Source organism: Kribbella sp. NPDC050124 (assembly GCF_044460355.1).
In the GTDB taxonomy this organism is placed as follows: Bacteria; Actinomycetota; Actinomycetes; order Propionibacteriales; family Kribbellaceae; genus Kribbella.
In genome coordinates, this window is sequence record NZ_JBITJU010000026.1 from 112,539 (window position 1) to 138,017 (window position 25,479).

18 protein-coding genes and 3 pseudogenes are annotated in these 25,479 nt (G+C 67.3%); all 21 read right to left on the bottom strand.

Annotation, left to right across the window (positions count from 1 at the left end):
• Positions 1-638 precede the first annotated feature (638 nt).
• The 21 genes and pseudogenes from ACIBL3_RS39230 to ACIBL3_RS39330 all read right to left on the bottom strand — a co-directional run bounded on the left by ACIBL3_RS39230 (position 639) and on the right by ACIBL3_RS39330 (position 25,438).
• A complete protein-coding gene (locus ACIBL3_RS39230; protein ID WP_396359037.1) occupies positions 639-1,007 on the bottom strand; it encodes a hypothetical protein in 369 nt (122 codons plus the stop codon).
• A complete protein-coding gene (locus ACIBL3_RS39235; RefSeq protein WP_396359038.1) occupies positions 1,004-2,776 on the bottom strand; it encodes a type IV secretory system conjugative DNA transfer family protein in 1,773 nt (590 codons plus the stop codon). The genes ACIBL3_RS39230 and ACIBL3_RS39235 overlap by 4 nt, the downstream gene beginning before the upstream one ends.
• Before the next feature lies 1 nt (position 2,777).
• Positions 2,778-4,049 carry an ATP-binding protein gene (locus ACIBL3_RS39240; protein WP_396359039.1) on the bottom strand — a complete coding sequence of 424 codons (1,272 nt, stop codon included), beginning with the start codon at positions 4,047-4,049 and terminating at the stop codon, positions 2,778-2,780.
• Positions 4,050-4,177: 128 nt separating this feature from the next.
• Positions 4,178-5,605 carry an SCO6880 family protein gene (locus tag ACIBL3_RS39245; RefSeq protein ID WP_396359040.1) on the bottom strand — a complete coding sequence of 476 codons (1,428 nt, stop codon included), beginning with the start codon at positions 5,603-5,605 and terminating at the stop codon, positions 4,178-4,180.
• 2 nt (positions 5,606-5,607) lie between these two features.
• On the bottom strand, positions 5,608-6,846 hold the full coding sequence (locus ACIBL3_RS39250) for a hypothetical protein (RefSeq protein WP_396359041.1): 1,239 nt from the start codon (positions 6,844-6,846) through the stop codon (positions 5,608-5,610).
• 13 nt (positions 6,847-6,859) lie between these two features.
• Positions 6,860-7,150, bottom strand: a complete 291-nt coding sequence (locus tag ACIBL3_RS39255) for a DUF6112 family protein (RefSeq protein ID WP_396359042.1) — start codon at positions 7,148-7,150, stop codon at positions 6,860-6,862.
• Between the two features lie 42 nt (positions 7,151-7,192).
• Entirely contained in the window at positions 7,193-8,134 is a 942-nt protein-coding gene (locus ACIBL3_RS39260) for a CHAP domain-containing protein (protein ID WP_396359043.1), read from the bottom strand.
• On the bottom strand, positions 8,131-8,760 hold the full coding sequence (locus ACIBL3_RS39265) for a hypothetical protein (protein WP_396359044.1): 630 nt from the start codon (positions 8,758-8,760) through the stop codon (positions 8,131-8,133). The genes ACIBL3_RS39260 and ACIBL3_RS39265 overlap by 4 nt, the downstream gene beginning before the upstream one ends.
• A gap of 1 nt (position 8,761) precedes the next feature.
• Complete coding sequence (locus tag ACIBL3_RS39270; RefSeq protein WP_396359045.1) at positions 8,762-8,932, bottom strand: hypothetical protein; 171 nt, start codon at positions 8,930-8,932, stop codon at positions 8,762-8,764.
• 45 nt (positions 8,933-8,977) lie between these two features.
• Positions 8,978-9,724, bottom strand: coding sequence for a hypothetical protein (locus ACIBL3_RS39275; RefSeq protein ID WP_396359046.1), 747 nt, complete (start codon positions 9,722-9,724; stop codon positions 8,978-8,980).
• Positions 9,725-9,854: 130 nt separating this feature from the next.
• Positions 9,855-10,766: a hypothetical protein gene (locus ACIBL3_RS39280; RefSeq protein WP_396359047.1), complete on the bottom strand. Its 912-nt coding sequence runs from the start codon at positions 10,764-10,766 to the stop codon at positions 9,855-9,857.
• Positions 10,767-10,869: 103 nt separating this feature from the next.
• Positions 10,870-11,967, bottom strand: a complete 1,098-nt coding sequence (locus tag ACIBL3_RS39285; RefSeq protein ID WP_396359048.1) for a toprim domain-containing protein — start codon at positions 11,965-11,967, stop codon at positions 10,870-10,872.
• A gap of 781 nt (positions 11,968-12,748) precedes the next feature.
• The gene (locus ACIBL3_RS39290) at positions 12,749-12,928 is read right to left on the bottom strand and encodes a hypothetical protein (protein WP_396359049.1); all 180 of its coding nucleotides are present in this window, start codon (positions 12,926-12,928) and stop codon (positions 12,749-12,751) included.
• Between the two features lie 1,684 nt (positions 12,929-14,612).
• Positions 14,613-18,368 (bottom strand): sigma-70 family RNA polymerase sigma factor, encoded by a 3,756-nt coding sequence (locus tag ACIBL3_RS39295; protein ID WP_396359050.1) that lies wholly within the window; start codon positions 18,366-18,368, stop codon positions 14,613-14,615.
• A gap of 6 nt (positions 18,369-18,374) precedes the next feature.
• Complete coding sequence (locus tag ACIBL3_RS39300) at positions 18,375-19,355, bottom strand: AAA family ATPase (RefSeq protein ID WP_396359051.1); 981 nt, start codon at positions 19,353-19,355, stop codon at positions 18,375-18,377.
• On the bottom strand, positions 19,352-21,244 hold the full coding sequence (locus ACIBL3_RS39305) for a trypsin-like peptidase domain-containing protein (RefSeq protein ID WP_396359052.1): 1,893 nt from the start codon (positions 21,242-21,244) through the stop codon (positions 19,352-19,354). The genes ACIBL3_RS39300 and ACIBL3_RS39305 overlap by 4 nt, the downstream gene beginning before the upstream one ends.
• 15 nt (positions 21,245-21,259) lie before the next feature.
• A complete protein-coding gene (locus ACIBL3_RS39310) occupies positions 21,260-21,613 on the bottom strand; it encodes a CU044_2847 family protein (RefSeq protein WP_396359053.1) in 354 nt (117 codons plus the stop codon).
• A 131-nt stretch (positions 21,614-21,744) separates the two neighbouring features.
• Positions 21,745-22,353 (bottom strand): annotated as a pseudogene (locus ACIBL3_RS39315) (beta-galactosidase trimerization domain-containing protein); the annotation flags it as partial.
• A gap of 205 nt (positions 22,354-22,558) precedes the next feature.
• Positions 22,559-22,792 (bottom strand): annotated as a pseudogene (locus ACIBL3_RS39320) (beta-galactosidase); the annotation flags it as partial.
• Positions 22,735-23,874 (bottom strand): annotated as a pseudogene (locus ACIBL3_RS39325) (beta-galactosidase). The pseudogenes ACIBL3_RS39320 and ACIBL3_RS39325, both read right to left, overlap by 58 nt.
• The gene (locus tag ACIBL3_RS39330; protein ID WP_396359057.1) at positions 23,825-25,438 is read right to left on the bottom strand and encodes a CocE/NonD family hydrolase; all 1,614 of its coding nucleotides are present in this window, start codon (positions 25,436-25,438) and stop codon (positions 23,825-23,827) included. Before ACIBL3_RS39330 ends, ACIBL3_RS39325 begins: the two are co-directional and overlap by 50 nt.
• Between the last annotated feature and the right edge of the window lie 41 nt (positions 25,439-25,479).

Sequence of the window (25,479 nt, forward strand, 5' to 3'; positions counted from 1 at the left end):
GCAGCGATCTGAACCGCTGAGCCGGGGTCGGTTGTGGTACCCGTCGAGCGCGCTACGGCTGCTGCCCCGGGTCGTCGTGTCGCTGCCAAGCAGTGCCGCTGTAGCCAAGGGTCAGTGCCGCTGTCGAGCCAGCCGCCAGAGCGCGGGAGTTCGATCACTCGGGCTCGCCGCATCAGGTCGGCGAGGTTTCGGAGGCCTGGACCGCCATGTCGTCTGCCTCGACGCGGCCGCTGAGGTCGCCTGCGCTTCCTCCTCGGTCATGCCGACGTGCGCATCGCACACGGAGCTCGACTTCGGCCTGTAGGCGTGCGGCATGGTCGCCACCGCAGGTCGAAGACTCGCTTCTGGGCGAGGGCCCATGGCAGACACGAAATGTTGCTGTGGGCAAATTCTTGCTCCGTCGCAGCTCCGTGAGACGCTGATAAACACTGGTCACTGGTGATCATCGACGAAGGATGAAACTGCAGGTCAGAAGCCAGATAAGCCTTTCCCAATCGAGATGGCGGCCAGCGTGAAGAGATCTACACCATCTTCGATGGCGCCGAGTACTCCTCAGCGCGTCATCGCTTACTCGAGCGTCGTGATTCGACAGCAGCCGTCTGCCGTACTGACACCGAGGGTCAGGGCAGCGGTTGCTTTCAGGTTTCGGGGCGGTGTTCGGTTCTGGAGCAGCCGAGGCGGGAGGTCCATTCGCGGAGGCGGCGGAGGGCTTGGTCTAGTTCGCGGTGGAAGGCGAGGGGGCTGGAGGGGGCGGCGTCTTCGAGGTAGGAGGCTTCCCAGAGGGTGCGGAGGGCGGAGAGTTCTTCGACGAGGGCGCCGTGGTGGGGCCAGCAGGGTGGGATGAGTTTGTGGTCGAGGTTGTAGCGCTGGGTTGCCCAGTCGACCCAGGGGGTGAGGCGGTCGAGTTCTTCGGTGGCGGTGGTCGGGTCGAGGTCGCGCCAGCAGATGATGAACGGATCGTCGCTGGCGAGGTCGAAGGATTTGAGGAGGTCGTCGCGCGGGCTCATTCGGCCGGCTCCGAGCTTCGGGTCGCGTGGGTGATGCTGGCGCGGATTTGGTCGGCGTCTGGTCGGTCTGGCCAGGGGGTCATGTTCAGGAGGATCGGTGGGGCGGTGCGGGCGAGGAGGATGCCGGTGCCGAGGGGCAGGGTTCGGATGACGTCGGGTGGGAGGATCGGGATGCGGCGGGTGCTGGTGGAGATGGTGCGGTTGCCGTCGGGGCCGCGGCTCCAGTTGCGGATCTCTTCGTCGCGTTCACCGCAGACGGCGGCGAGGTCTTGAAGGTCTCGGGGTTGGGCTGAGCCGCCGAGGATCAGGCGGAGTGTCGCGGCGTCCCAGAGTGCGGCTGCGGCTTGTTCGCCCCATTTGTCTCTGGCCTGGGCGAGGGACTGGATGACGACGAGGGTGGAGATGCCTGAGCCGCCGCCGTCGGCCATCAGCGAGGGCAGGGATGGTACGGCGCACAGGTTGGCGATCTCGTCGAGGATCAGTGCGAGCGGCGGCTCGAGGCGGCCGCCCGGGTTGCCGGCGGCGAGTTGGCGGGCGGTCTCGGTGATGTCTTCGAGCAGGGCCGCGATGAACGCGGAGGTGGCGCTTGCGCCGACGCCGGTGCCGAGGAGGTAAATCGTTCCCCGGTCGGCGATGAACGTCTTCGGGTCGAGTCCTTCACCGTCGGCTGGGTCGAATGATCGGCGTACGGCGGGATCGGCGAGAGCAGAGAGCGCGGAACGCACGCCTGCCCAGACGGCGTCGCGGGTTCGGCCGTCCATGCGGACGATGCCGTCGAGGGTGTCGCCCCAGCCCTCGGCGGCGTCTGCGGAGCGGTTGAGGATGGTGACGGCTTCGATGGCTGAGGCGGGTTCGAGGCTCCAGCGGTAGAGCTGCGCGACGCCGGCGCCGTCGATGGCCGCGGCGTGAAGCAGGCCGCGCAGCGCCATCTCCGTTTGACCGTGCCAGAAGGCGCCGTCGGAGACGCCTCCCTTGGTGAACCCCGCTCCGGCGGCGAGACCGCTGGCGCGGACGATGGCGGTGGTCGGGTTCTCGCAGCCACGAACGGGTGACCAGCGGATGCCTTCGACTTGCCCGAGGCCTTGTGGGTCGAAGATCGCGACGGGTCCGGCGGCTCGGCGCAGTTCGACGGTGGCGACGAGGTTGTCGGGCCGGGTGGAGGTCGTGACGACGGCGCCCGGTGCATCGATGATCGCGCCGATGATCTGGTGCAAGCCTTTGCCGGAGCGGGGTGGTCCGAGGACGATCTCGGAGTCCTCGACCGAGGCCCAGCACTGCCGACCGCATGATCGCCCCAGGTACCGACCGACATCCGCCGGCTCCGGTCGCCGTACGGCGGGACGCGCGGCCTGACCGCGGCGCAGCACCTGACCGCGACCGACGACTGCCTCAACGTCCCCCGCAGTCGCGAGACCAGGCCGCCTGGCAAGAGATCTGGTACGACGTGCCGCCCCGACATCACGTCTCATCCACAGGTAGCGGCCGAAGCCGGCACCAACGATCGGGACTGCCAGCAGCGCCGCGAGCACGAACCAGTACACGACCGGATGGAACGTCCCGGGCGGCAGGCCGAAGACGCGCCCGGGATCGCGCGGATGGAGCACGACCTTCAACGCGTCAGGCCAGGATGTCTGGATCCATTCGTGAGTGGTGAGCAGGCTGCTGAGCCCCCCGGCGAGGTAGAGGATGCCTGCGCAGGCCAGGAGTACTCCCCCGCCGATCATGATCACGTCCGACACATCTCGGGGCGAGCGACCGCCAACGTCCATGTCACATCCTTCCGTCGGTGTCGAACAGTTCGACCTCGCGGGCGTGGCGGACGAGCTGTACGACGAACGATCGGCTCGGCAGCCGCCACAGTGCACGGCCCTTGGGCAGTTTCGCGATGGTGGATACCTCGACGTCGGTGAGTCCGAGCAGGGTCGCCGTGCGGGCCAGCTGGTCGGATTCCTGGCGGAGCATGATCCGGGTTGAGCAGTCGGCCAGTAGCCCTTCGGCGAGGGCGCGGGCCTCGGAGCCGAGGTCGCCGACGGCGGCCAGGTCGGAGAGGCGGTGGACGATCAGGATGTTGGACACGCCCCAGGCGCGGGAGAGTTTCCACTGTTCCTGCATGCGTCGCAGCAGGGCGGGGTCGCGCATGACTCGCCATCCCTCGTCGTACACGATGAATCGCTTCCCGCCGGCCGGGTCGGTGACCGCGGCCTCGAGCCAGGACGACGCGCAGGCCAAGGTCAGGCGAAGTGCCTGGTCGTTGCCGCCGGCGCCGATCCAGGAGGAGTCGAGGGTGACCATCGGCAGCGCCGGATCGAACCGGGTCGTGGATGGTCCGTCGAACATTCCCGCGAGATCGCCGTGGACGAGCCGTCTGATCGCGTGCGCGAGCTCGCGGCTGTCGGCCTCCGACGTGCTGTCGCCGGCGTCAGGTGAGAACAGGGCGTCGACCACGTGAGGGATCGTCGGCACTGGGGTCCGGGAGGCTTTGTCGATGGCGAGGTCGAGGGCGGTGTGCTCGACTGCGGTCAGTGGCCGGCCGAGCGTGGACTCAGCGAGGGTGCCGAGCAGGGCGCGTCGTCGTGATCTGACGATCCGGTCCCAGTCGTCGTCCGGCACGTCGCCCGGGCGGCTTCCGGCATCCAGTGGGTTCAGCCTGGTGGACAGGCCGGGCCCGATCTTGATGACGGATCCGCCTACCGCCTGCGCGACCGGTGTCCACTCGCCCTTCGGGTCGCACGGGACGTAGGCCTTGTGGCCGAGTGCGATGGATCGGGTGATCAAGGCCTTGGCGGTTGAGGACTTGCCACTGCCGATGACTCCGGCCAGTAGCAGGTTTGGGTTGGTGATGACGCGGGACTGGTAGAGCACCCAGGGGTCGTAGACGAACGATCCTCCGCTGAAGACGTCGTTGCCGATGTAGGTGCCATCGGCCCCCAATCCCCCTTCGGCGAGGAACGGGTACGCGATCCGGAGAATCCGCGTGGTGGCGCGGTGGTCGTCCGTGAGCAGCGGCAGCCGCCGACGCAGACCGATGCTGTCAGCTGGCACCTCCTCGGCGACGTCCTCAGTGGACGTGGCGGGCGGGGTACGGCGCCGAGACGATCGACTCGCCCGCCGGTTGGCACGTCTGGTTCGCCGGTCTGTCTCGCTCGGTTCGAACCACCCGGTGCTGGGCGTCATCCGAGACCAACCCCGAACGGCAGTGCCGCGGCGAGGAACCCCTCGACTTGCTGGCCGACAAGCCGGCGTACGTCGAGCAACGCCTGGGAGGCGGCGATCTCGATCTCGGTGCATGCCTCGTCGAGCGCGTCCTCGGTGTCCGCGGAGACCGCGATCAGGCCGATCCAGCGCACGTCACCGTGCCCCACGGCGAGATCCTTCTCCCGTTGAGCGACGTCGGCGTCCAGCTGCCGGTCTTCCTCGGTCTCGAGTTGGCCGATGCGTTTGCGGGTCGCCCGGTCGGTCACCCGCTCCACCTGATGGCGACGTGCGTCACGGAGCGCCTTGCCGATCGGCACCGGCTGCAGCACCAGCGAGAATGTTCGCCGAATTCCCGGCTTCAGCAGCAGCGGACTCAGGAACGACGGCGTGGCCCGCACGCGGGGCCATTCGGTGACGACATAGACGCGATGGAACGACGAGTCTGTACGGAGGTGATCCCAGGAGGCATCGACAGCGAGCGGAGCCGCGTCAGCTGGGTCGACGGCACCGACCAGCGTCCGCGTCGCCGCAGGGTCGAACGCGACTCTCAGGCTGGCTGCGAGATCGGAGGCGTTCAGCCAGACTCCGGCGACGCCGGCGGCCGCGAACGCGGTCTGGAAGGCACGCGACTCCGAGTCCAGGACCGTCATCGCTCCCGCCAGTCCCCCGCCGTACTTGCGGACCTCCCTGGAGACGGCGTCGAGGTTCAACGCAAAGCTGAACAGTGTCTCGTGCCTGGCTGCCGCCGGGGCCGCGTGCTGCAGCAGGTCGCTGTAGATGGCTCCGGCGGCGGTGGTCGTGTCCAGACTGCGTTTGCGGGCCCAGTCACCCAGCCCGTCGCCGGGGTCCGGGATCGTGCGCTCGAGGATCTGCGCTCGTGCGATTCGGTTGCTCTGGCACAGTCCGGCGATCATCCGTCCGTATGCCGCGACGCGTCGATCCTGCTCGTCGGAGTTCTGGAGCAGATGCGCAGGTCCCTCGATCCTCGCGACCGCGATCAGCCGTCGGCGGTGTGGATCGTGAACGGCGCCGATCGAGGAGCGCGTGTCCAGGATCCGCAACGCGCTGGCTTCTCCTGGCAGCTGCAGGTAGCCGTGCCGTCGAGGTGCGAGCACATTCGCCCGGTACGTCCGTTGCTTGCGCCAACGCCGGATCACGTGGGCTGTCCGCAGGACGACCCACCGGTATGCCGGCAGTCCTTCGAGCCGACCGAACGCGATCAGGCCGCAGAGAAGCGACGCTGCCAACCCAGCCAATCGCGATGGAACTGGCCAACCGGCGAGCAGCGACAGGGCTGACAGGATGATGCCGAGGACGACGAGTGTCACCTGGATCGGTCGTAGACCGAGCAGCAACGCGTTTCGCTGCGGACGTGGAAAGCGTGCGGAGAGCGTGTTCGACATCCTCAGTCTCCCTGGTCCGATGTCTGGTTCGGGGGGACGCCTGATCCGCCTGACTCGCCGTCGACCGATACCTCGCTCGTGGCGACGGCGATAGCTGTCGGTCCGGCGTCTGAGCCTGGCGTCGGTGGCGCTGCCGGTGCGGGCTGGGGCACGGCCTCCGGATGGCCTGTCGACTGCTGACCCGCGCCGTGGTCTGTCGCTCGATCGGATGTCTCGGGAGCGTCGTGTCCGCCCCCACTCGTCGCCTGTTGGCCGGGGTCTTGGTCGCCGCCGACGACCGGTGATGGATCGTCCTTGTCGGAGCCGCTGAAGTCTCCCGCCACCCACCGCTGAGCGCGTTCGAGCTGATCCTTACCTGCCTCGACTCCGGCTGCTCCTTGCTGGAGGACGCGGGTCGCGGCTTGGCCCTGGTCACCGGCCCAGTGAATGAACGAGTAGGTGGCCAACGGGGCGAACGCTGCCATCGCCACCAGCAGGATTCCGGCGATGAACGTGCCGAGGTTCGATGCGTTGCCCTGTCCGGACGCCCCCACGGCCGAGAACCCGAGGGTGAAGACGAGCGCCATCGCGACCTTCGAGAACAACAATGCGCCGACGATTTCGACCCACCGCCGAAGCCAGTGCCTGGTCGCCGACCAGGTCCAGCTGGCCATCGCGACCGGGGCGAAGACCACGAACGCGATCAGGGCAACCTCGCGTACCAGCATGACGAAGTAGAGCGCGAACATCGCGAGCAGGCCTAGCTGCACGGCCAGGAGGAGGATGCCGCCGAGCGTCGGCGCCGTCAGGTACGCCGTGATGTCGGTCATCCGCTTGATGCCGTCGGCCGTGGCTCCCTGGCCGAGGATGCCTGCCGACATCTCGTCGACGACCTGCCCACAGGTGGCGATGACACCGACTGCCAGCGGCACTCCCGCCGTACCCAGCAACGCGCCGACGGCGGCGTGCCCGAGTCGGGCAGGTTCTCGCCGGATCACCGCCGAGATGCACTGCAGGACGAAGACGCCAACCAGGATCGGGAGCGAGAGCCCGACCATCAGATCCAGGTTGTCGTTCCACCACTGCTGGTCGAAGCGGGGCGACGTACTGGTGCTGAACGTTTGGAACACGGTCGCCGACAGGTCGGCCAGACCGTTCGCCGACCATCTCAGGAACGAATCCCACACCGAGCTTGCGGCGGTCCCCCCGACGTTGCCGACGACGCAGCTGACCGGGTTGAGGAGGCAATCACTCCACGCCATGCGCTGGACGCCCCTATCCGATCTGGATGCCGCTGAAGAAGCGGATGATCGGATTGGCCGAGGCGATCAGAATCGCTGCGCCCGCGGCGACCAGGCAGCCGAGTTTGCCGCGGCCGGCGTAGTGGGAGTTGTTGCCGAAGCTGCCCATCGCCCAGGCAGCCGCGGCGATCACGAACGCGGCCACACAGATGACCAGACCAAAGGTTTGCAGGGCGCCGACCATCTGACGCAGCGCCGGGAGACCCGGGAGCCCGTTCGAGTTCGGACTTACCCCGGGATCCTGGAGATAGATGAAGCTGAGCATGCGGTTGCCTCCTGGCGCCGGACAGCGCCAATGGGTTGGTATTCAGGTGGTGGGATAGATCGGTGGCGCCCAGCCCAGGTAGGTGGCGCCCCAGCGTTCTTCGATCGCCCCGACGTCGACGAGGTAGACACCGCCCTGGCCGGGGAGGCGATCGCCGATGTCGTTGGACACGATGCGGCCGTTGCCGACGTACACCGCGACATGCCCGTAGGGACCGTCGGTCGACCAGAACAGCAGCGCGCCGACCGGTGGCCGCCGATCGTCAGGGTGGGCATTTTCGGTGCTGACCATCTGGGCCCATTGCTCGGCTGCTGACGCGTAGCCGGAATGGGAGCGGCCCCAGATGTTCGACGCCAGCCGGGCACACAGCTGGTAGTAGCCGTGGCTGCCGACCAGTTCGAGTGCCCGGTGGACGGCAGTGTCGGCGCCTGGGAGCTGGTCGGTGTCACCGGCTCGCCAACTGCCGCAGGAGCCGACAGATGGCTTTGAAGCGACGAGGCGGACGGCGGCCTCGTAGTTGCTGCGGTAGTTGCCGCCGTCCGCGAACGCCGACCGCTGGACCGCCTGCGCGGCCATCCAGGGCTCCATCGCCGTCCAGCCCGGCACATTGGCGAGCGCAGTGTAGAACAACCCCGCCGCCCCGGCCGGGTCCATGCGTACGGCGATCGGTCCCCAGCTGTCGCGCTGCTGGAACAGGCCACGCGAGTCCGGACCGGCCGCGTCTCCGCGATCGACGTTCCGCAGCGACGACTCCGTCATCGCCGTCATGACCGCGATCACCTTGGCCGCAACACCGACCGCGAACCGGTCACCGACGCCGACGATCACGGCCAGGTTCGACGCCTGCTCGGCATCAAGCCGTACGTCGCCCAGGGTCTGGACGACCTTGCAGGTGTCGCCGCTGTTGCCCGCGATGGCCAGCGCAGGCACCAGACTGACACCGGTGACCAGCAGCGCGCCGGCTGCCGCGAGCTTGATGATCACCGCGGCAGTTCGTTGGTCGCCGACCAGAACGTGCACCGCGGTCGGCAGACCACCCCGACCGTCACATGCCGGGCCGTTCTTGTCGTCTCGCCGTCGACCACGCTCTCCTGCGTGCCACGTACGACGAATCCGTGCCAGCCGGCAGGTGCCCTGGGATCCCGTCCGAGCGCCTGCAACTCCGGCGTCGTTGCAGCCGTCACGTCCCGAACGCTGGCGCGCGCGTCGTGGACCTTCAGCTCCTCCCACTGGCCGGCGTACGGCAGCATGCTGCGGGCAACCCGGCCGGCGTCAGGCGCCTCCAGGGGATTCGCGAAGGCCGTGACCGCGTCCTGCCACTGGGCGTAGCTGTGCACCGTGGAGTCGTAGGTCCAGATCGTCGTACCGAACGCGACCGCGTAGCGGATCGGATCCGTCGTCGCGGGCCGAACCCAAGCATCGAGCTGCGCCTGCAGCGTCGGCACAGGCGTGCTCGTGCCTGTCACCTGATCGGACCCAGGCTCACCAGGCAGGCCACGAGCAGCATCCGGGGTGTCGCTCCAGCGGATCACGAGCGCGAAGACCAAGACGACCAAGAGTGCGAGAATGATGAGTGGTACGGCGAGCTTCGAGTTCATGACTCGACGCATGTCAGAGTTCCCTCCGTGTCTTCACCGGCTGAAGCCGGGCGATGAGTGCCTGCGCGACGGGTGGCGGAATGATCCGGAGCGCGGCCTGTAGCCGCAGGTAGAACCGGAACTGGGCGAAGTAGAACCGGACCAGCCAGTGCCGGCGGCGCGGAACCATGTCGGGGTTGTTCATAAGAGCTCAACGTTTGAGCCCTCGTGACCCGCGGGTAACTTCGGGTCAGGCAGTCCGGGCGAGCCCCAGCCCGACTCGGTCATGCCAGGAGGTACCCGGGGGCCGGCCGAACCGGGCGGACCTGGCCGGCGTCCGAGGCACCCTCCCGGCGGCCTGACCGATCCATCGCTGAACGGCTGGATCCGCGAACACCGCGTCGGGCGGCTGCCCCCCGGCAAGCCGCGACAGCGCGGACCGCCGGATCGGCCCGTTGTGGAGCAGCCACGCCAGCCCTTCGGCTTGCGCGCTGGGTACGCCGATGCCGCGGACGCGCCCGGCGATGGCGTGCTTGGAGAACCCGGGTCCATCGGCCGCGGCCAGCAGCCGCCGCCGTACCTCCCCCACTCCGAGCCCGGCCCGCTCCAACTGGACACCGATGCGATCGAGCAGAGGGCCCAGTTCCGCGAGCATGGCCGGCTGCTCGGCCTCAGGGAGGTAGTCGATCAGCGGATGCCGCTGCCGGCGCCTGGCCTCCTGCCGGACGACGTCGGCCAGGCGCCATCGGACCATGTTCGCCAAGTACCCCCAGCTCACCTGGCCGGCCGGAGGCTTCTCGGCCAACCGGCGGCAGCGCTCCCACGCCAGCACGCGCGCCATCTGCGCCGCCTCATCGTGGCCCAGCGCGGCCCGCAGCCGGCTGGGCACCTCGGCAACGATCCGGCGCTCGATAGCCGTGGCCAGACGCCTCGACGGCTCCTCCGCCCAGCCCGAGTCCGCAGCTTCGACCAGGAGCGCCTGAAGCTCTTCAGTCATTGGCTCACTCCGTATCCCGATGACTCGGACCGCGGCCCGAGAATTGACCCTTGTTGCTTGCCGCACCAATCTCGGCGCAGGCCGGACTGATCTGAACCCGGATCACGAAGTCCCGGACTCCTGGACTTCCTCAAAGCGCCGGACCGGAAGGCGACGGACTCGGATCCTGAAGTTCCGGCAGGTGCTGGCGGCGCGGCTTGTAGTCCTCCAGCGGGCGCGTCGACACCATCGCGTCGTACATCCGCTGAGCACCGTCGTCGACCTGCATCAGACTCGACGGCGTGTGTCCTTCCGGGATCTCCACAGCTCGGACCCGCTTGTAGAAGTACGACAGGTCTGGCAGCGACGCGATGGCCGTCCGACGCCACTCCTGGTCGCCATCCAGGGCAACGATCACGGTGTCGGTCACCGTGTAGCGGTACAGGGTCTTCGCCTGCGCCGACGACATCAACGAACCACACAGCGGGATACCGGCCCACCGCTCCCCGGCCATACGGCCGAGGTTCTCGACCGCCATCGCATCCAGCGGATCGTTGACCACGACCACGAACGCACCGTCGGTGAGAATGTCCAGCTGCTCCTCGATACCCACCAGCGCATTCGACGGACGATGGATCAACGTCGTCGGCGACGCCTCAAACGCCGGCTCCGCCCCCTGACCGATCCCGACGAACCCGACCGGATCGAGTCGTTCATCCCGCGCCAGCAGCATCAACTGATCGCGAAAGACGTCGACCGCGTTCCCTTCCTCGGTCCACTCCGTCAACCCGGCGCGGATCAGAGTGCGGAAGTCGAAACCCTTCTCCCGCAGGTGATCGGTGAGCCGCGTGTACGAGTCAGGCGCATAGCCGATCTTCCACGTCGACTCCGTACTCAGCGCCCCGCCGGCGCCGCGATCCCGCAACTGCTCCAGCGGCCAGCCGACATTTGCCCTGAGCAACTCCCGCCTGAAGAACCGGGCCGCCGCCAGGTGAGCCACCATCAACCGCTGCCGCTCACCACTGATCAGCACATTCTCGGAATCCGAAGACACCGCATTCATCCCAACCTCCGTAAAGCCGAACAAACCCAACGGCTACGAAGGTCGCCTCACCACGACCGACAATGAACCCGGAATCCGACCTCAAGGACTCCCGGAACCAGCGTCACAACGCAGGCCCGGTCTCCGGCGGATCGGATCCGGTGAACGACTCCAACCGGCGACTCGGCAAGGTACGACGTGCCGAGCGACCCAGAGTCTCGACAACCTCCCGCGAGACGATCTCCTGATCCAGCTCCAACACCTTCGCGAGCTCGCCAAGCTGTCCAGCGACCTGCTCATGCGGCAACCGCGCCACCAGCGGAGCTATCCGGCGCAGCGCATTCACCCGGCCACTGATGTGATCCAGTACCCGCGACCATCGGGCCAGCTCGACCTCAATCGCCAATTCGGCAAGCGGCCTGGGCGAACTCAGAGCTTCGAACAACCGATCCGCACCAGCAGGAGTCTCAAGCAACGACGACGGATCGTGCCCCGACGGGAACTCCGCCACCAGCACCCGCTCAAAGACCGACGACAAGTCATCCAGCCACCGCACCGCCGCAAGGCGCCCGCCACCGTCCGCATCGACACCCACGATCACCGCGTCGCTGCCGGAATACTGATGAACCATCGACGCCTGATGAAACGACAACGCCGTCCCGCACACGCCCAGGCCGGCCCAGCCACGAGATGTCAGCCGACTCAACTCATCCACGGCCGCAGCATCCATCGGCCCCTCCACAAAGACCGGCGTCGCGCCGCTCTCCAACAGGTCACGCTGCTCAGCCAGCCCGACAAGGGCGTGCGACTTCTGATAGATCCGCGTCGCCGGAGAGTTCAAGTACTTCGCACGCCCACCCCGAGAACGCCCCACGAATCCAACCAACTGCTCACCCGAATCCCACGCAGGAAACATGATCCGGTCCCGGAACCGATCGACCAGATAACCCTTCCTGGTCGGACTCGCCAACCCTGCAGCCAGCAGGGTGTCATCCTCGAAACCCTCAGCCCTGAGATGATCAACCAACCGCGCCCAGCCATCCGGCGCATAGCCAACCTTCCACGGCGAACTCGACCTCAACACATGCCCAAGCCCACGCTGAACCAAATGCGCAGCCGCCCACCCCGCCCCAGACCCAAGCAGCCGCGCCCGGAAGAACTGCGCCGCCGCAACCTGCACCTCCACCAGCCGACGATCATCCCCGCTCACCGCACCAGTCACCCCACCTCAAGCCGAAAACCGAACTACGACTTCAACCTCGCTGGCCGCGGACAGGCACGGAACCCGGATCTCGAGGTCAAGGAGTCCTGGATCGCTGGCCGTCGGATCCGCTTGGCGTCGTGGGCGCTTCTCAAGGTTGTATCTGCAGACGTTCAGGGCAGGTCAGGCCCACGAACTGACTCGTGGAGTTCGTTATCGATCGGCGGCGCGTGACAGTCGATCGGATCGCGTCGCCCACGACCCCGTGCCCGCCGCGCGTTCACGCGCGTGCTCGACTCGATCGGCGAGTCGTCATACAGACCAGCCGATCGAGCCAACTGATCCCCCATCCGGTCAATCGCCTCGTCCAGCAGTTCAATGGCCCGCCGGATGGACCAACTCACCGATCCCGGCTCGATCCGCCGCCGGCTATTCTCGGCCTCCCCGTCCCGCCTCGGCGCTCCGGACTCTCGCCACATCTCGTCTCCTCCTCCCAGGCGTTGCCGACGGCAACGTCCTGAAACGATCCTCCACGCGCTGGGAGCTGACCGAAACCCGAAGTACGACGTCCAGGAATCCTGGATATCGGCGAGACTGCTCTGTTGCCGGCCGCAGCAGAAAGACAGCCTCTACTGACCTGTCGGCGGCAGGCAGCCAACCGATCAACTTTCTGCTGCCGTTGACATCCGCGGCTTCTCCTGGAGCCGCCTCTTCTTGGCGAGCGCGCGCCGCTTGTCCTTCGCCATCTGTGCTTACCCCCGGGTCCAGAACAGAATCGATGGAACTACTGTCATTACAGGTATCAATAAGCCGGGCAGAACAGCCTGATGCGGTGGATCTCCACGTCGGCGTGGCCGTCCGACGCCTCGTGCATTTTCAGATCGGCCCGCAGGCGGTCGGGATCCGGTACTCGGCTACCGCCGATCGGCAGCTCCAGTTCAGTACTGAACCGGGCATGGAACAACGACAAAGGTGTCCGCATCCTGCGTCACAACGTCCCGCCGGGCGGACAGATGAGGATGTCGCCGAACTTCGCCACTCCGGGCGGCTGCCCCGGACACTTCGAAGGCGAACGCTCCGCTGCGCGGCAGTAGCTGGCTCCAGGTCGCGTAGGTGTCGAAGCTGAGCCTGAACTTCGCCCGCGACAGCGCGAAGAGATAGCCGTCCAGGGTTAGCGCGTCAAGAAAGTATATGCAGATGCCCAGAATCACATGTCGAGAAGACCGCGGTTGTCCGATCGTGCGGCCGACGACTACGCCCAGGCCTACAACTTCCGCTTCTATGTGACCACCGCCCTGAACACCGCATCGAGCTCACTCCGCGGGCCGACTACTCCCCCAGCAAGTACGAACTGGCACGGCGCTACGCCGAGCACGCCGACGATCTGCACGGCACCTTCCCGGGCTGGCTCAACTCAGGCGAGTACAACTACCAGGCGCGCGTCGGAGTGCGTGTTCCTCGACCAGCTGCAGCTCCTCTAGCGGCACCTCCGCCGAGCGGGCCAGCGCGCGTGACGCCTTCTCCAGCTGCGGCAGCGCCGGCAGCCGTTCCTTGTCCGTCTTCCGTTTCGCAGTGCTGATTAGCCGGGTCGCCGTGAGTATCTGGAACAGGTGCAGGCCTCGTAAATCGCCTCCGCCTCCATCTACCGCATCACCGCGGTAAGCATCGCCATACCTTCGGCTCCGCCGCCCGATCCAGCAGCGCCGCCGTCGACCCGAGCGCGTACCGGGGCCTGCGTCCCAGTCGGCTCGGCGGGATCTGCGACAGCTTCAGGCAGCCAGGCTGGAACGCGGCGATCTCGTCCAACACTCCAGGGCGCGGGCGAGCGCGGTGCCCGTCGGCCGCGTCGGCGGCCGGCGCAGCCGCTCCAGCTCGGAAGCCTGTCCTTCCCTCCGGCGTCTTCAACGTCGCCACCAGATCGCCGGGCAGCGCTGGACCCGCCCGGCGACCGGCCTTGGCGACCGCGGGCGTGCAGCCCGCCTCTCCGCGACCAGGCGGGCCTCGCCCACCTACCTGGCCAGCACCGACAGCCCCGGCAGCAGCCGTGACAGACCAGCCGGCCCACCGCCTGATTGAGCAGCGCCACCGGCCCTGGCGTGCGTCCAGGCCTGGCGGTGCAGGAACGGACGGAACTGCCGGGCCCCGTCCTCGTACTCGTGGTGCGTAAGCGTCCCGGATCTCCCACGCATGCTCGTGCCCCGTCGGGTTGCGCCCAGCGTACCGCTCAACGCACAGGACGTCCTCAATGCCGAGCTGTGCGCCCCCACGGCGCTTCGCGATCAGCTTGCGATCCTTGTCGTCGAAGAAGAGCAACCGCTCCGGCGCGGTCGCCTCCTTGTTGACCTCCCGTGCGACGCCGCCTGCTCGTCGGTCAAGAACGCCACTGGCATGACCGCTTTACGGTGACGACCCCTCGGGCCGCTGAGAGCCCCTCCGCCGAGCTCCGTAATCATGCCAACCCGCTGTGTCGGCGCCCAACATCAACGGCCTAGCGTTAACCGCTCTACCGATGTTCCCCAAGGCCGGAGACACGCTTGCCGCTGCTCAAGGCGGCGATGCTCGGAGATGGCAGCCGGGCCGGATACTGGAACTGGAACACAGAAACCACAAGGCCGCTTGACCGGCTCCGCGCGGACCAGTGGGATGGTTCAGCCGCAACGAGTTGACTACTGGGGCGGCCGGGGATCGGTCCGCAGCGCGCCGCGTAGTTGGTTCAGGGCTTTGTGTTGGGCGGTGCGGACGGTGGCGGGGGTCATCTCGAGGGCGCGCGCGGTTTCTTCGGCTGACATTCCGGCGACGACTCTCAGGCGGAGGATCTCGCGGAGGCGTTCCGGGAGTCGGTCGATGGCGATCATGACATCGGTCATCTCGGCTGTGGTCGGTTCCTGGTCGGCACCGGATGGCGCGGGTTGCTCGATGTCGGGAACGTTCGGTGTGGCGATCTCCGCGATCGCGAACGAACGCTGGGCATCTGCGACCTTGCGGGAGGCCGTGGTGTACACGAACGACTCGAAGGACCGTCCGTCCCCACGGTAGCGGCCGAGCGCGCCGAAGACCGCCATGCAGATAGCTTGCGTGACCTCGTCGAGCATGTCGGGGCTGCCGGCGTGCGTCCACAGCCGCGATCGGACATAGGCATAAGCCACCCGCCGCACTCGATTCAACAGGTCCCCAAGCGCCTTACGGTTTCCGTCGCTCGCCATCCGCGCCAAGTCGCTCATCTCGACCCGGCCACGTGCGCCGCCGCTCGGTGGATCGACGATCCGCCAGGTATCGCCGGCCGCCGACGAGGAGGAGGTCAGCGCGGTCCGAGCTCGATCCACAGCTCCTTGGGCCGTGATCACGGCGGTCGCCTGCTCGCGCCGCGCCGGATCGGCGATCGACGACACCACCTGTTCGGCCAAGACCATCAGGCCCGCGTCTGCCATCGCGGTGACCACGAGCACCAACGCCTGGTCCCTGGCCGGAGGTCTGAGATCGCGGCACAGTGCTTCCGCGCGGTACACGTCGCCGGCCTCGGCCAAGGCCGAGATGATCGCGACCAGCGCCTCGTCCCGAGACGGCCCCGGCAAGGATCGCGCAATCGACTCCGCCCGCTCGACGTGCCCCGTACCGGCCAATGCGGTGACCACATGCACCAGCGCCTCGGCGCGGAACGGCTCGTCCAACGCCGCGGCGATCTGCTCGCCCCGATGCAGATCACCAGCTGCCGTCAACGCACCGACAACCCGCACCAACGCAACGCTGCCGAACGGTTTCTCGAGCCGCCTCGCGATCGCCTCCGCGTGTAACAGATCGCCGTTGTCGGCCCAGGCACCGACGACCGCGACCATCGCCTCGTCATGCGCAGGCCTCGGCAAGGAACTGGCAGCCGACTCGGCGCGCGCGGCCTGACGGATACGAGCCAACGCACTCACCACAAGGACCATTGCATCGGAACGGTACGGCTCATCCAACCTCCCAATGAGCTCCTCCGCCCGATCGAGATCACCAGCCGACAGCCACCCTGCTACGACCCGGATCAATGCATCGCTTCGGAACGGATCGGCCAACGATCGCGCAAGCAGCTCCGCACGCGATACAGCACCGCAATCTGCCCAAGCGCCGACCACTGCCACCATCGCCTCGTCACGGGCCGGGCCCAGCAGCGAGTCGCCGACCGACGCCGCGCGATCGATCCGGCCGGCATCGACCAACCCGGCCACCACCCGGACCAGCGCATCACCACGAAAGGGCTCACCCAGCGACCGGGCCGTCTGCTCCGCCCGATCCAGATCGCCGGCCGCGATCTCGGACCTGACCTGCCGACTCAGCTCCGCGTCGCGACTGTGGTGCTCTTTGGCGCCCGGCTCCAAGCTGAGCAGCTGAACAGCTGGTGAATCCGCGTCCCGCAACGGATGGTCTTCCTGCAGCACGGATGGAAGTGGCTTGCCGATACGGCTGCTGACCACGATCCGTAAGCCGTCCGGTGGATCGACGGGCAGGACGGCCGCAAGGTCACGCGCATACTCGTCCGCAAGCTGACCGAGCTCGTCTAGACCATCGATCACCAGAACCAGCCGGCGACCTCGACTCTGGCAGTACGACGCCGCGATGTTGAGCAGAACCGTCAACTGCGCGGCAGCGTTCGCCGTCCCCCTGTCCTCAGGGACCGGGCGGTCGAGGAGCACACACAGCTGCTGGATCAGCGCCGGCAACATGTGCCCACGAGAGTGCACGCCGGCAAAGTACGACACGACGCTGACAGCTGCCGGCGGATGTACGACGAAATGCGACAGCAAGGCGGACTTCCCGGAGAAGGCACGCCCCTGGATCCACAGGTACTGGACCTTCCGCTCGGTCGGCGTCAGGCAGAACGCGACCAACGCCTCGAAGGCGAAGTCCGCGCCGACGGACGGTCGCGGAGGTATCAGCCGGGCGACCTCAAGAGAATGGTCGACGGACTTGCCCCTTCTGCCGGGAGCACCGTTCGATGACAGGCCCAACCGGCCGGCGATCTCGGCCGGAACCCAGGAGAAAGTCTCTGCAGTGGTCGCGATCGGCCCGGTCGAGCTCTCGGCGATCGCCGGGAAGGTGACAGTTGTCGTGCCGGCACGCTGTCCGAGGTGCTGCGACATGACTGACAGAACCGTTGACGCCTCGGATCGCCGCAGTTCCGCGAAGAGCGCGTCCCGGACACCGGAGCCGAAGTCGTAGCTGTTGTCCCCGGTGCGCACGATCAGGCCGCCGAGCAGGATCTCGGCCAGGATCGCGGGTGACGACGACGGGAACAACGCATGCTGCACCAGGCGCATGACCGGAATGGTCAGCGGTATGACGGACAGCGACACAGCCAACTGGTACGCCGCCGGTGATGCCTTCGCCCGGAACTGATCGACCGCTGAGCCCCCGCTCGCCGGAGGAGCGGATGTGCGCGGTCCCGGCCGGTCCCCGGCAGACGTGATGGCCAAGGGCACGTCGACCGCGCCCATCGCGAGGCAGGCCCAGGCGTTCAGCGCGAAGGCCTCGATACCCAGTACCGCGATAGGCACGTCGCCTTCGGGCCGGCGCCGCCGCGAGGTGACCCGAAGTCGCCTGTTCGGCGTACCCCGCCCGCGGGCGCTGAGCCGGGCAGCAACCGCGGGGAGACCAGTCCGGGTCCACATCTCTTCGGGCAGCGTCTGCAGGACGGCCACCGGAGCAGCTCTGGTCCATTCCGCAAGCGCCGCGGTCGCCGATCCGTCGTGCCAGCCCGCCGCCGCGCCGTCGGTCAAGACGAAGAACAGGCGTCGCCCGGCCGGGTCCACGAGTTCCCGGGGATTGCGGCTGCTGGCCCGCGCCCCTGGCTGGACCATCCCGCCGTCCTCGTCGGGTGACAGGTACCAAACTCGGACGTTACGGAACGCCCCGGACCGGACGAGGATGGCTTGCAGGTCCTTCGTGACAGAGCGCCACAAGTCCATCGATCTGGAGGTGTCGACCACGAGGACGACGTCGAACCAGCGCTCCTGCGCGGGCCGCAGGACCGGTGCCCACAGGCCCGTGTCCGCGGTGAGTGACGCGGTCGCGTCCTCGTCGAGGACGCGCCTGTGTCGTGAAGGTGTTCGGCGGCGCAACGGACGCAAGGCCCGCTGGATCTCTTGCGGGAGGTGGATGCCGGGGAGACCGGGAACGCCGACCGGATGGCCGCGTACCGGTGCGCCGGTGCCGGTTCCGGTGCTCAGCGCAACCGAGGCCGGCTCAGCCGGGAGGGCTGGCGCGTCTGCTTCAGGCCCGTTCGATTCGTCCCGCGCCGCGGTCGGCAGCTCCGCAGGTATCTCGCTCCGCGCCGGCTCGGACGGTGGCATTAGATGTTGAGCGAGCCAAACGGCCTCGGCGATCTCTCGTCCGGTAGGACTGATGCCCGCGTCGGCGAGCACCCTGATGAGCAGGGCGAGAGACATGAGGTATCAGCCCGCAGCGGTCAAGCTACGAAGGAGTCGTTCGCCCAGCGCATACCTGTCCTCGGCCCTCGTGAGGTCACTGTGCATGGACACGTAGATCGCATTGAGGAGTTGGTCTGTTGCCATCTCGCCGATGCTCCGGTTGCGCAGAAACCTGTTGATCAGATCTCCGCTCGCAGCCAGCGCCTCGTCACCCAGGTGAGCGCGAACGATCGCCTCCAGCCGGACGTTGTCGGGCTCGGCGATGTCCAGCCGGACGCACCGGCGCAGGAACGCGGGCGGAAAGTCACGCTCGCCATTGCTCGTCATGACGACGATCGGGAACGCCCGGCACCGGACCACTCCCTCCCGGATCCGCACCCGGGCCTTCTGCTGTTCGACGCCGACCTCGATCTCGCGTTCGGTATCGGCGATGCGCACCAGTTCGGGGATCCGGAACTCGCCTTCCTCGAGCACGTTGAGGAGATCGTTCGGCAGATCGACGTCGCTCTTGTCGATCTCGTCCACCAAGAGAACGCGCGGGCGTTCGTACGGCAGCAACGCCGTACCCAACGGCCCGAGCTGGACGTATCTTCCGATATCGCTGCTTGATTGCTGCGCGAGATTGGCGTCCTGGAGGCGTCCGATCGCGTCGTAGCGGTACAGGCCGTCCTGCAATGTCGTTCTGCTGGTGATCGGCCACCGCAACATCGGGAACAGTTTCAGTTCGTGAGCGATCGCGGACGCGAAGGCGGACTTCCCGGTCCCCGGACGGCCGGTGACCAGCAGTGGCCGCCGGAGCAGGAGGGCGGCGTTGACCAGTTCGATCTCGCGCTCGTGGGCGAGGTAGGTCTGGGCGCGCTCCTCGTCGTTCGGGGACAGCGCCGACTCGTCGTCTGCGGTCGGCGGCGGCACGACCGGACCGCCGTCGAACTGCCGCCAAGGCGGCGCGGGCGGGAGGCTCCAATCGTGTGGCCGGCCATCGCCGCGGAAGGTTCGGGTGGTCATATCGCGATCTCCGGTGGGTCGTACGGCGGTTGGCGAACGGCTGCGACCGGTCGGTTCAGTCGCGCCGGATCGTCCCAGAGCAGGACGATGCCGAGGCAGTCCTGATCCTCGGGCTGTGTTGTGCCCTCGGCGAGCTTGTTGCGCAGTTGCCTGATCGTCTCGGGCAGATCCGGCACGGCCTCGGACCGCATCGCCGGATCGAAGGCGACCTGGAAGCGGCTCCCCGAACAGTCGTCGCCCTCGTGGAACGCGTCGTGCTCGGCACACGAATCGCGCCGCCAGACCGCGATCGGCACTCCTGAATCCAGCGCAACCCTGAGGATCGCGCTGGTCTGCGGACTGGACGTCGGGCGCCTGGCGAGCAACACGCCGGCGATGTCGGGGTGCTGCTCGAGTTCGGCCGAGAACTGCGTAGGCGTCAGACTTTCCTCGCAGGTGATCCACCGGATCCCGCGAGAGGGTCGCAGCCACTGCTGCCACCGTTGATGCCAGTCGTGGTAGGTGCTCCGATCGAACTGGCGATCGAAGTCCCGAAGGACCATTCGGAACTTCTGTCCGAGAGTGATCCACTTCCGGATCGGCGCCAGTTCGTCGAAAGGTTCGTCGAAGAGCTCGATTGGTACGACGAACTCGACCTCGGCGTTGCCGGCCAAGCGATCGATGGCCGTCCGCAGCTGTTCGGTGACCACCTCCCGGACCCGCTCGATCGTCAGCAGCGGCTCTTTGTCCTGGTACATCGGGTACCGCCCATGCCGGTTGTGCTCGACGGACACGGAGAGCCGGTACCGATCCGTCCTCGCCGTGCCTGGCACGATCTCGATCGAGATCAGCCCACCGGCTGATCCGGGCCGCGGTTCCTGCTTGCGCAGCGCCTGCAACTCGGGCCCACGGCCGAGCCGGCCGGCCAGGGCGGTCGCCCAGTCGTACAGATCGCGCTGGATGCCGAGCGTCGGATCACTCCCCACCAACTGATGCACCATTCGCACAACAGGAATGACCGGACCGCTGTCGTCGCCCCGCTGGTCCAGCAAGGCGTAGGCGACGTCGCGCAGAGCGGTCGGCGCCCGGGTCTCCATACGCCCGTCGCTCGAGCAGCCGTCTAGAAGGGTGAGCAGCTCCGTCGAATTCTTCCCGGGGAGCTCGGCGAGCAGCGCGAGAAGTTGTGTCTCCTCCGGGACCGACAGAGCGCCCGGTACCAGTCCGCGCCGACCGGGAAGGTCGGTACGCAACGAGGTCCATCGGTCGTCGGCGCCGTGGAAGCGATCATGCGCACCGAGCACCTCGGCCCGGCGGGCCGGATTCAGAGCGCGCAGGCCGTCGATCGGCACCAGGTAACCGCCTCGGTCGGCGCCCTGAGAGATGCTCACGGTGAGGACGCCGCAGACCGCACCGCGGTCGAGATCCAGTACCGGGCCGCCGGACATTCCTTCGAAGATCTCATTGTCCTTGAGCTGCCAGTACCGACCGGCGCCGAACTCGTGCACGCCACTGTGGGTGCCCCGGAAGGCGACTTTGCGAAGACCTTCCTTCAGGCCGTCGGCGTGGCCGATCGCGAGCAGCTCCGGTCCGGGCGACGCCTCGGACAACCACGCGCACGGATGATCGACCACGTCATCCACGGTGACGATCGCGAGGTCGGGAAACGGCCAGATGTCGTCCAAGTTCTCGTTCGGGACATGGTCGATGACAGTCCCTGACAGAGTCACGCCGTTCCACTGCACGTCCACTTTGGAGTCGAGCCCCAGGGGAACGACATGCGCACAGGTCAGGACGGTGCCGGGCGCGATCCACACACCTGAACCGCCTCCGGCAGGCACGTTCTCCAGGTCGGAGCCCACCCGTACCCGGCACTCCTGGGCGAGCTCGCTGAGCCTCGCTTGCACATCCATCAACGGGAGTGCCGCTCACTCTGAAGCCACGGCGATGCGCCCAGGCGCTGCCGCCGGCTCGGCCTCCCGCTTCCAGGTAAGAGCGACCTTGACGGTGGCCGTTGCACCCGCCTCCGCGAGCACGCTGACGAGCTTGCCCGCTTTCACTTCGAGCTCCAGCCCGAACTCGACCTGCGTTTCGTCCGGGGCCAGGTCGCCAACGGCCTGCCGCAGTGTCGCCGACACCCCTTTGACAGTCCGCCGGAAATCTTCCATGTCGAGGTGATGGAACGGATGCGCTGCCACATTCCGCGGACCGTCCACCGTGGCCCGCGCCCAGATGACCTCGCCGGTCGGCAGCTCTACCTCGATCGACTTGCTGTTGTTCACAGTCCCCCCACGAGACTTTGATGATTCCCCTGTGCCGCCCGACGGTTATATCGGATCACCGAACAGCAATCAATCGAACTGTTCACACATTCCGCCGGCCGAACTACCTATCGTGGCGCGCGGGCATGTCGTTACGCGGAGTGGTCCGGCCCGGCGCGGAGCGCCTCCACGGCTTGCTGAGGCACTTGGGCAGGCGGATCACGTTTACGTCGTACGGCTGCAGCACGATCGATCCTGAGCACCCGCGCCGCGGAGAGCAGGTCGAAGCCGTTTTCCGGAGCGTTGTGGTTCGCAGGAGAACCGCGGTGATTGAGAACGATCAGGTAGCGGTAGCTGTCGTTGGTGCGCTCGACCACTTCGACCATGGCTTCGGAAGGACAGGTGTCGACGCTCGCCTGCTGGAGTGTCTGGTCGAGGAGCTGTCCGGCGAGTGGTTCGGACAGGGTCGTGCCGACGTAGGTGACACTGCCGCGGCCGTGTGCGTACGTCGTCACGGCCGGTGTGCCCGCCCACGGTCCGTCGGCGTAGTCAGCCACGGCAGTAGCACCCTCGAGGCGGATGATGTCCTGCCACAGCGTTGCTCGGCCACCCTTGACGGTGAGTTCCCGACCGGCCGTGAGTGGGTTGAACTCCTCGATCGACAGCCCGAGGAGATCCCGGATCGGGCCAGGGGCGCCACCGGGATGTACGGCGGTCGTCCGGTCGATGACTCCGGTGGCGTAGGAGGTGAGAAGGTGGCCGCTGTCGGCGACCTACCGGCGTAGCGACGTGCCGTCCTTGGCGTCGAGGGCGAAGGCGGCCGACATGATCAGCAAAGCGGTAGTGGGAGAGGTCGTCGGTCGGGCGGACCAGGTCGACGGTGATGTTGCGGTGCCAGAGTTGGCCCTAGTAGCGCAGGACCTGGTCGGCGTAGATGACGTGCTCCGAACCGGCGCGGTAGCTCGTCTAGCGTTGCCCAGGAAGTCCAGTCCCAGACGATCGCGACGTCAGTCGACACGGTCGTGTCGGCGAGTTCGGCGAGGGTGCCGAGGTCGCGGCCTGCATCGACGCGACACGCAAGTGACCGGGGTTGCGGGCCGAGTTCACCGACGGCCAGCCAACTGCTGACGTCGCCTGCTCCATCAGCATCCACGGCTGGCCACGGCGCAGGGAACGCATCCGGTCGTAATCCAGGGCGACCTCGACGGACGCAGCGGGATCCTGTGGGTCGGGTAGGCGTCAAGGGCAACGACGTCCTCCTCGGCCGCCCACGTCCAGTGATCGATCGTCTTGTGCATGGTCATGAAGTTCGTCGTCACCGGAACCGCAGGGGTATGCCGACGGATCGCGTCCCGTTCGTTGACGAAACACGCGAGTGCAGCGTCGGAAACGAACCGGCGTCAGTCGAGCAGCCGCGCCGGATTCAGCAAGGTGACCGACGGCCGGGGCGGCTCCACCTCGGCCCGTCGCAGTAGGTCTGGCCCCCAGACGGTGGTTCCCCAGGTCTCGTTCAGCACGTCGATCTTGCCGTAGCGCTCACGCAACCACGTACGCAAGTCGACCGCCGAGACATCGCAGTAGCACTCGGCGTTGTACTCGTTGTTCACATGCCACAGCACCAACGCAGAGTGGTCGCGATACCACCGCGCGAGAGCGGTGGCAATGGCCCCGCTGCGCTGGCGGTAGATCGGGGACGACGGGCAGAAGTGCGCACGAGAACCGAACGACAGCCGCCGGCCGAGCTTGTCGACCGCCAAAGTCCGCGGGTACCGCAGCGACATCCAGGCCGCCGGCGCCGCGGTCGGCGTCGCGACACAGACATCGATCCCGCCCTCGCCACGGTGATCGTGAGCTCGTTGCCGCGGGCAGCGATCGGGACCACGAGCTACGCCCTGGCGACAAATGATCGGTCGCCGGACGGCCCGAGCCGCGGCGCCCGAATCGGCGTGCTCAACAGCATGTGGGCTGTAGGTGCGGTCCTCGTCCCGGTGGTGGCCGGAGGCATCAGCGCCGCCGCCGGACCCCGTTGGGCGTACGCGAGCGCAGCCGCGATCATCGCTGTCACGACCGTCGCGCTGCACTGGGGTGTGAGCCGTGCCTCGAGCGCACCGGCCCATCCAGACCCGCTGCAGCCGGACGAGTCGGCAACTCAGGGCGCGCCTAGAAGCGTCGGAGCATCGGTCCGGGTGGGTTGCGGACCTCGATTCAGGGCCCGCAACCCACATGGTCTCGTCACTCCCCAGGGGGATGCCGGAAACGCTTATGGAAGACCGACTCCCCATCGATGCTGATATCCACCGTCGCCGACGCGATGTCGGTGCTGGTGTACGAGGTGGCTGCGATGGCGACGGTTCGATGGTGTTGATGGATCACGAGCGTGCCTTCGGTCGTGACCTGCGTCTGTTCGGGCGAGTAAGGCGTTGTGGACGCGGAGGAGGAGTGGCTGAACTCCACGAGCTCCTTGTCGAAGGTTTCGAGGGAGGTTCCCGAGGAGGCCTCCACGGTGACCCTCCCGGAGTCGGACCTGGAGACAGTCAGTGTCGAGTGCCCAGGCCCCGCAGGCGGGCGGATCAACGACTTGTCCGGCGGCTCGAATCGCGGAGTGGCCCCTGGGTTGGCTGTGACTACAGGGATAGTCAGCCGACTCGAGTGGCTGTCCTGACCGCCCGCGATCACACCGTAGTCCACGGGCCGAGGTGCCGGCCACATCTCGGGGAAGTCCGCACCCGCCACCGCCAACCTGAGCCGATGGCCGGCACGAAGGTGGTACCTGACCGGGTTGCACATGATCCGAACCGTCGCACCCGGCGGCTCGACGGACTTCCCGACATAGTCCGGGGCAAGGTTGCTGAGGCGCAGGAAGCCTTTCGAGACCAGGGATGAGCCCCCGGCCGGGTCGACGTCGAGAACACGAACAGCGACGTCGACGTCCGGGGTGATGCCGGCGAGGTTGAGATCGACACCGAGCTCGCCGAGAAGCTCAAGCGGCTCGGCCAATGGCTCGCTGTCGAAGAGCGCGGATCGTGCGTCGTCCTCGCTTTGCTCTTGCGGCGCGTGCGACGTAGCGAAGCCACCTCGCACGCCGACGGACGCGTCAAAGACGACCGGGATCGCTCGACCCTCGGACGGAGGACTCGAAACCAGACCCTTCGCTCCGTCGAGGTAGAACGTCCGCAGGTCGGTAGCAGGCCATTCGTCATAGGACTCCCACTGATCTGCGCCGAGCACGAATAGGTCGGTCTCCGGCCGGGCCCGGCTCTCGGCGGGTTCCTCCTCCCGCATCCACAGGTCGAACCATGCAGTCATCTCCTTGACGGTATGGATCGGACGATTCCCGTCCCGGTCGGGAAGTCCGTGTTGCCAAGGTCCGACAATGAGTCGCTTGGGGCACCCGAGCCTGGAGAAGTCACGGAGCGCACCCATGACGTTCGTGTCGCGCCAGCCGGACACGACCATCGTCGGAACCTCCACGGTCGACGGATCGACCTCTCGGGCCTGCCAGTACTCGTCCCTGGCCGGATGGTCCCGCCAGGCGAAGTGCCACGGCGTAAGTCCGTCGAGATGCTCGGCCCAGACCTCGTCGCCGTTGTCGCGTGGCGTGCCGGCGATGGGCGGTACGGAGTTCAGACAGAGCATCGTCCCTGCCGACCACGACGCCAGGATCATCGCGAGGCCAGTGCTGCCCGATCGCATCACCTCGTATTCGTACGGGTCCGTCGATCCCTCGATCGCAACCACGGCTCGCAGATGAGGCGGGCGCGCAGTCGCGGGGGGGGGCGCCGCGGCCCCCCCCGCGGGGACTCCCCCGATTGCGACCATTACGTCACACCCCTCCTGGGCGGGCAGTTGTTAGATAAATTCGTTAACGTGTTATGTATCACCGGCGT

What these genes read in the sequence shown, in the direction of transcription:
- ACIBL3_RS39245 (WP_396359040.1), bottom strand. Translation starts at nt 5,605, where the DNA reads ATGTCGAACACGCTCTCCGCACGCTTTCCACGTCCGCAGCGAAACGCG.
- ACIBL3_RS39280 (WP_396359047.1), bottom strand. Translation starts at nt 10,766, where the DNA reads ATGAATGCGGTGTCTTCGGATTCCGAGAATGTGCTGATCAGTGGTGAG.
- ACIBL3_RS39265 (WP_396359044.1), bottom strand. Translation starts at nt 8,760, where the DNA reads ATGCGTCGAGTCATGAACTCGAAGCTCGCCGTACCACTCATCATTCTC.
- ACIBL3_RS39230 (WP_396359037.1), bottom strand. Translation starts at nt 1,007, where the DNA reads ATGAGCCCGCGCGACGACCTCCTCAAATCCTTCGACCTCGCCAGCGAC.
- ACIBL3_RS39295 (WP_396359050.1), bottom strand. Translation starts at nt 18,368, where the DNA reads ATGTCTCTCGCCCTGCTCATCAGGGTGCTCGCCGACGCGGGCATCAGT.
- ACIBL3_RS39290 (WP_396359049.1), bottom strand. Translation starts at nt 12,928, where the DNA reads ATGCGGACACCTTTGTCGTTGTTCCATGCCCGGTTCAGTACTGAACTG.
- ACIBL3_RS39235 (WP_396359038.1), bottom strand. Translation starts at nt 2,776, where the DNA reads ATGGACGTTGGCGGTCGCTCGCCCCGAGATGTGTCGGACGTGATCATG.
- ACIBL3_RS39270 (WP_396359045.1), bottom strand. Translation starts at nt 8,932, where the DNA reads ATGAACAACCCCGACATGGTTCCGCGCCGCCGGCACTGGCTGGTCCGG.
- ACIBL3_RS39305 (WP_396359052.1), bottom strand. Translation starts at nt 21,244, where the DNA reads ATGGATGTGCAAGCGAGGCTCAGCGAGCTCGCCCAGGAGTGCCGGGTA.
- ACIBL3_RS39300 (WP_396359051.1), bottom strand. Translation starts at nt 19,355, where the DNA reads ATGACCACCCGAACCTTCCGCGGCGATGGCCGGCCACACGATTGGAGC.
- ACIBL3_RS39275 (WP_396359046.1), bottom strand. Translation starts at nt 9,724, where the DNA reads ATGACTGAAGAGCTTCAGGCGCTCCTGGTCGAAGCTGCGGACTCGGGC.
- ACIBL3_RS39250 (WP_396359041.1), bottom strand. Translation starts at nt 6,846, where the DNA reads ATGGCGTGGAGTGATTGCCTCCTCAACCCGGTCAGCTGCGTCGTCGGC.
- ACIBL3_RS39255 (WP_396359042.1), bottom strand. Translation starts at nt 7,150, where the DNA reads ATGCTCAGCTTCATCTATCTCCAGGATCCCGGGGTAAGTCCGAACTCG.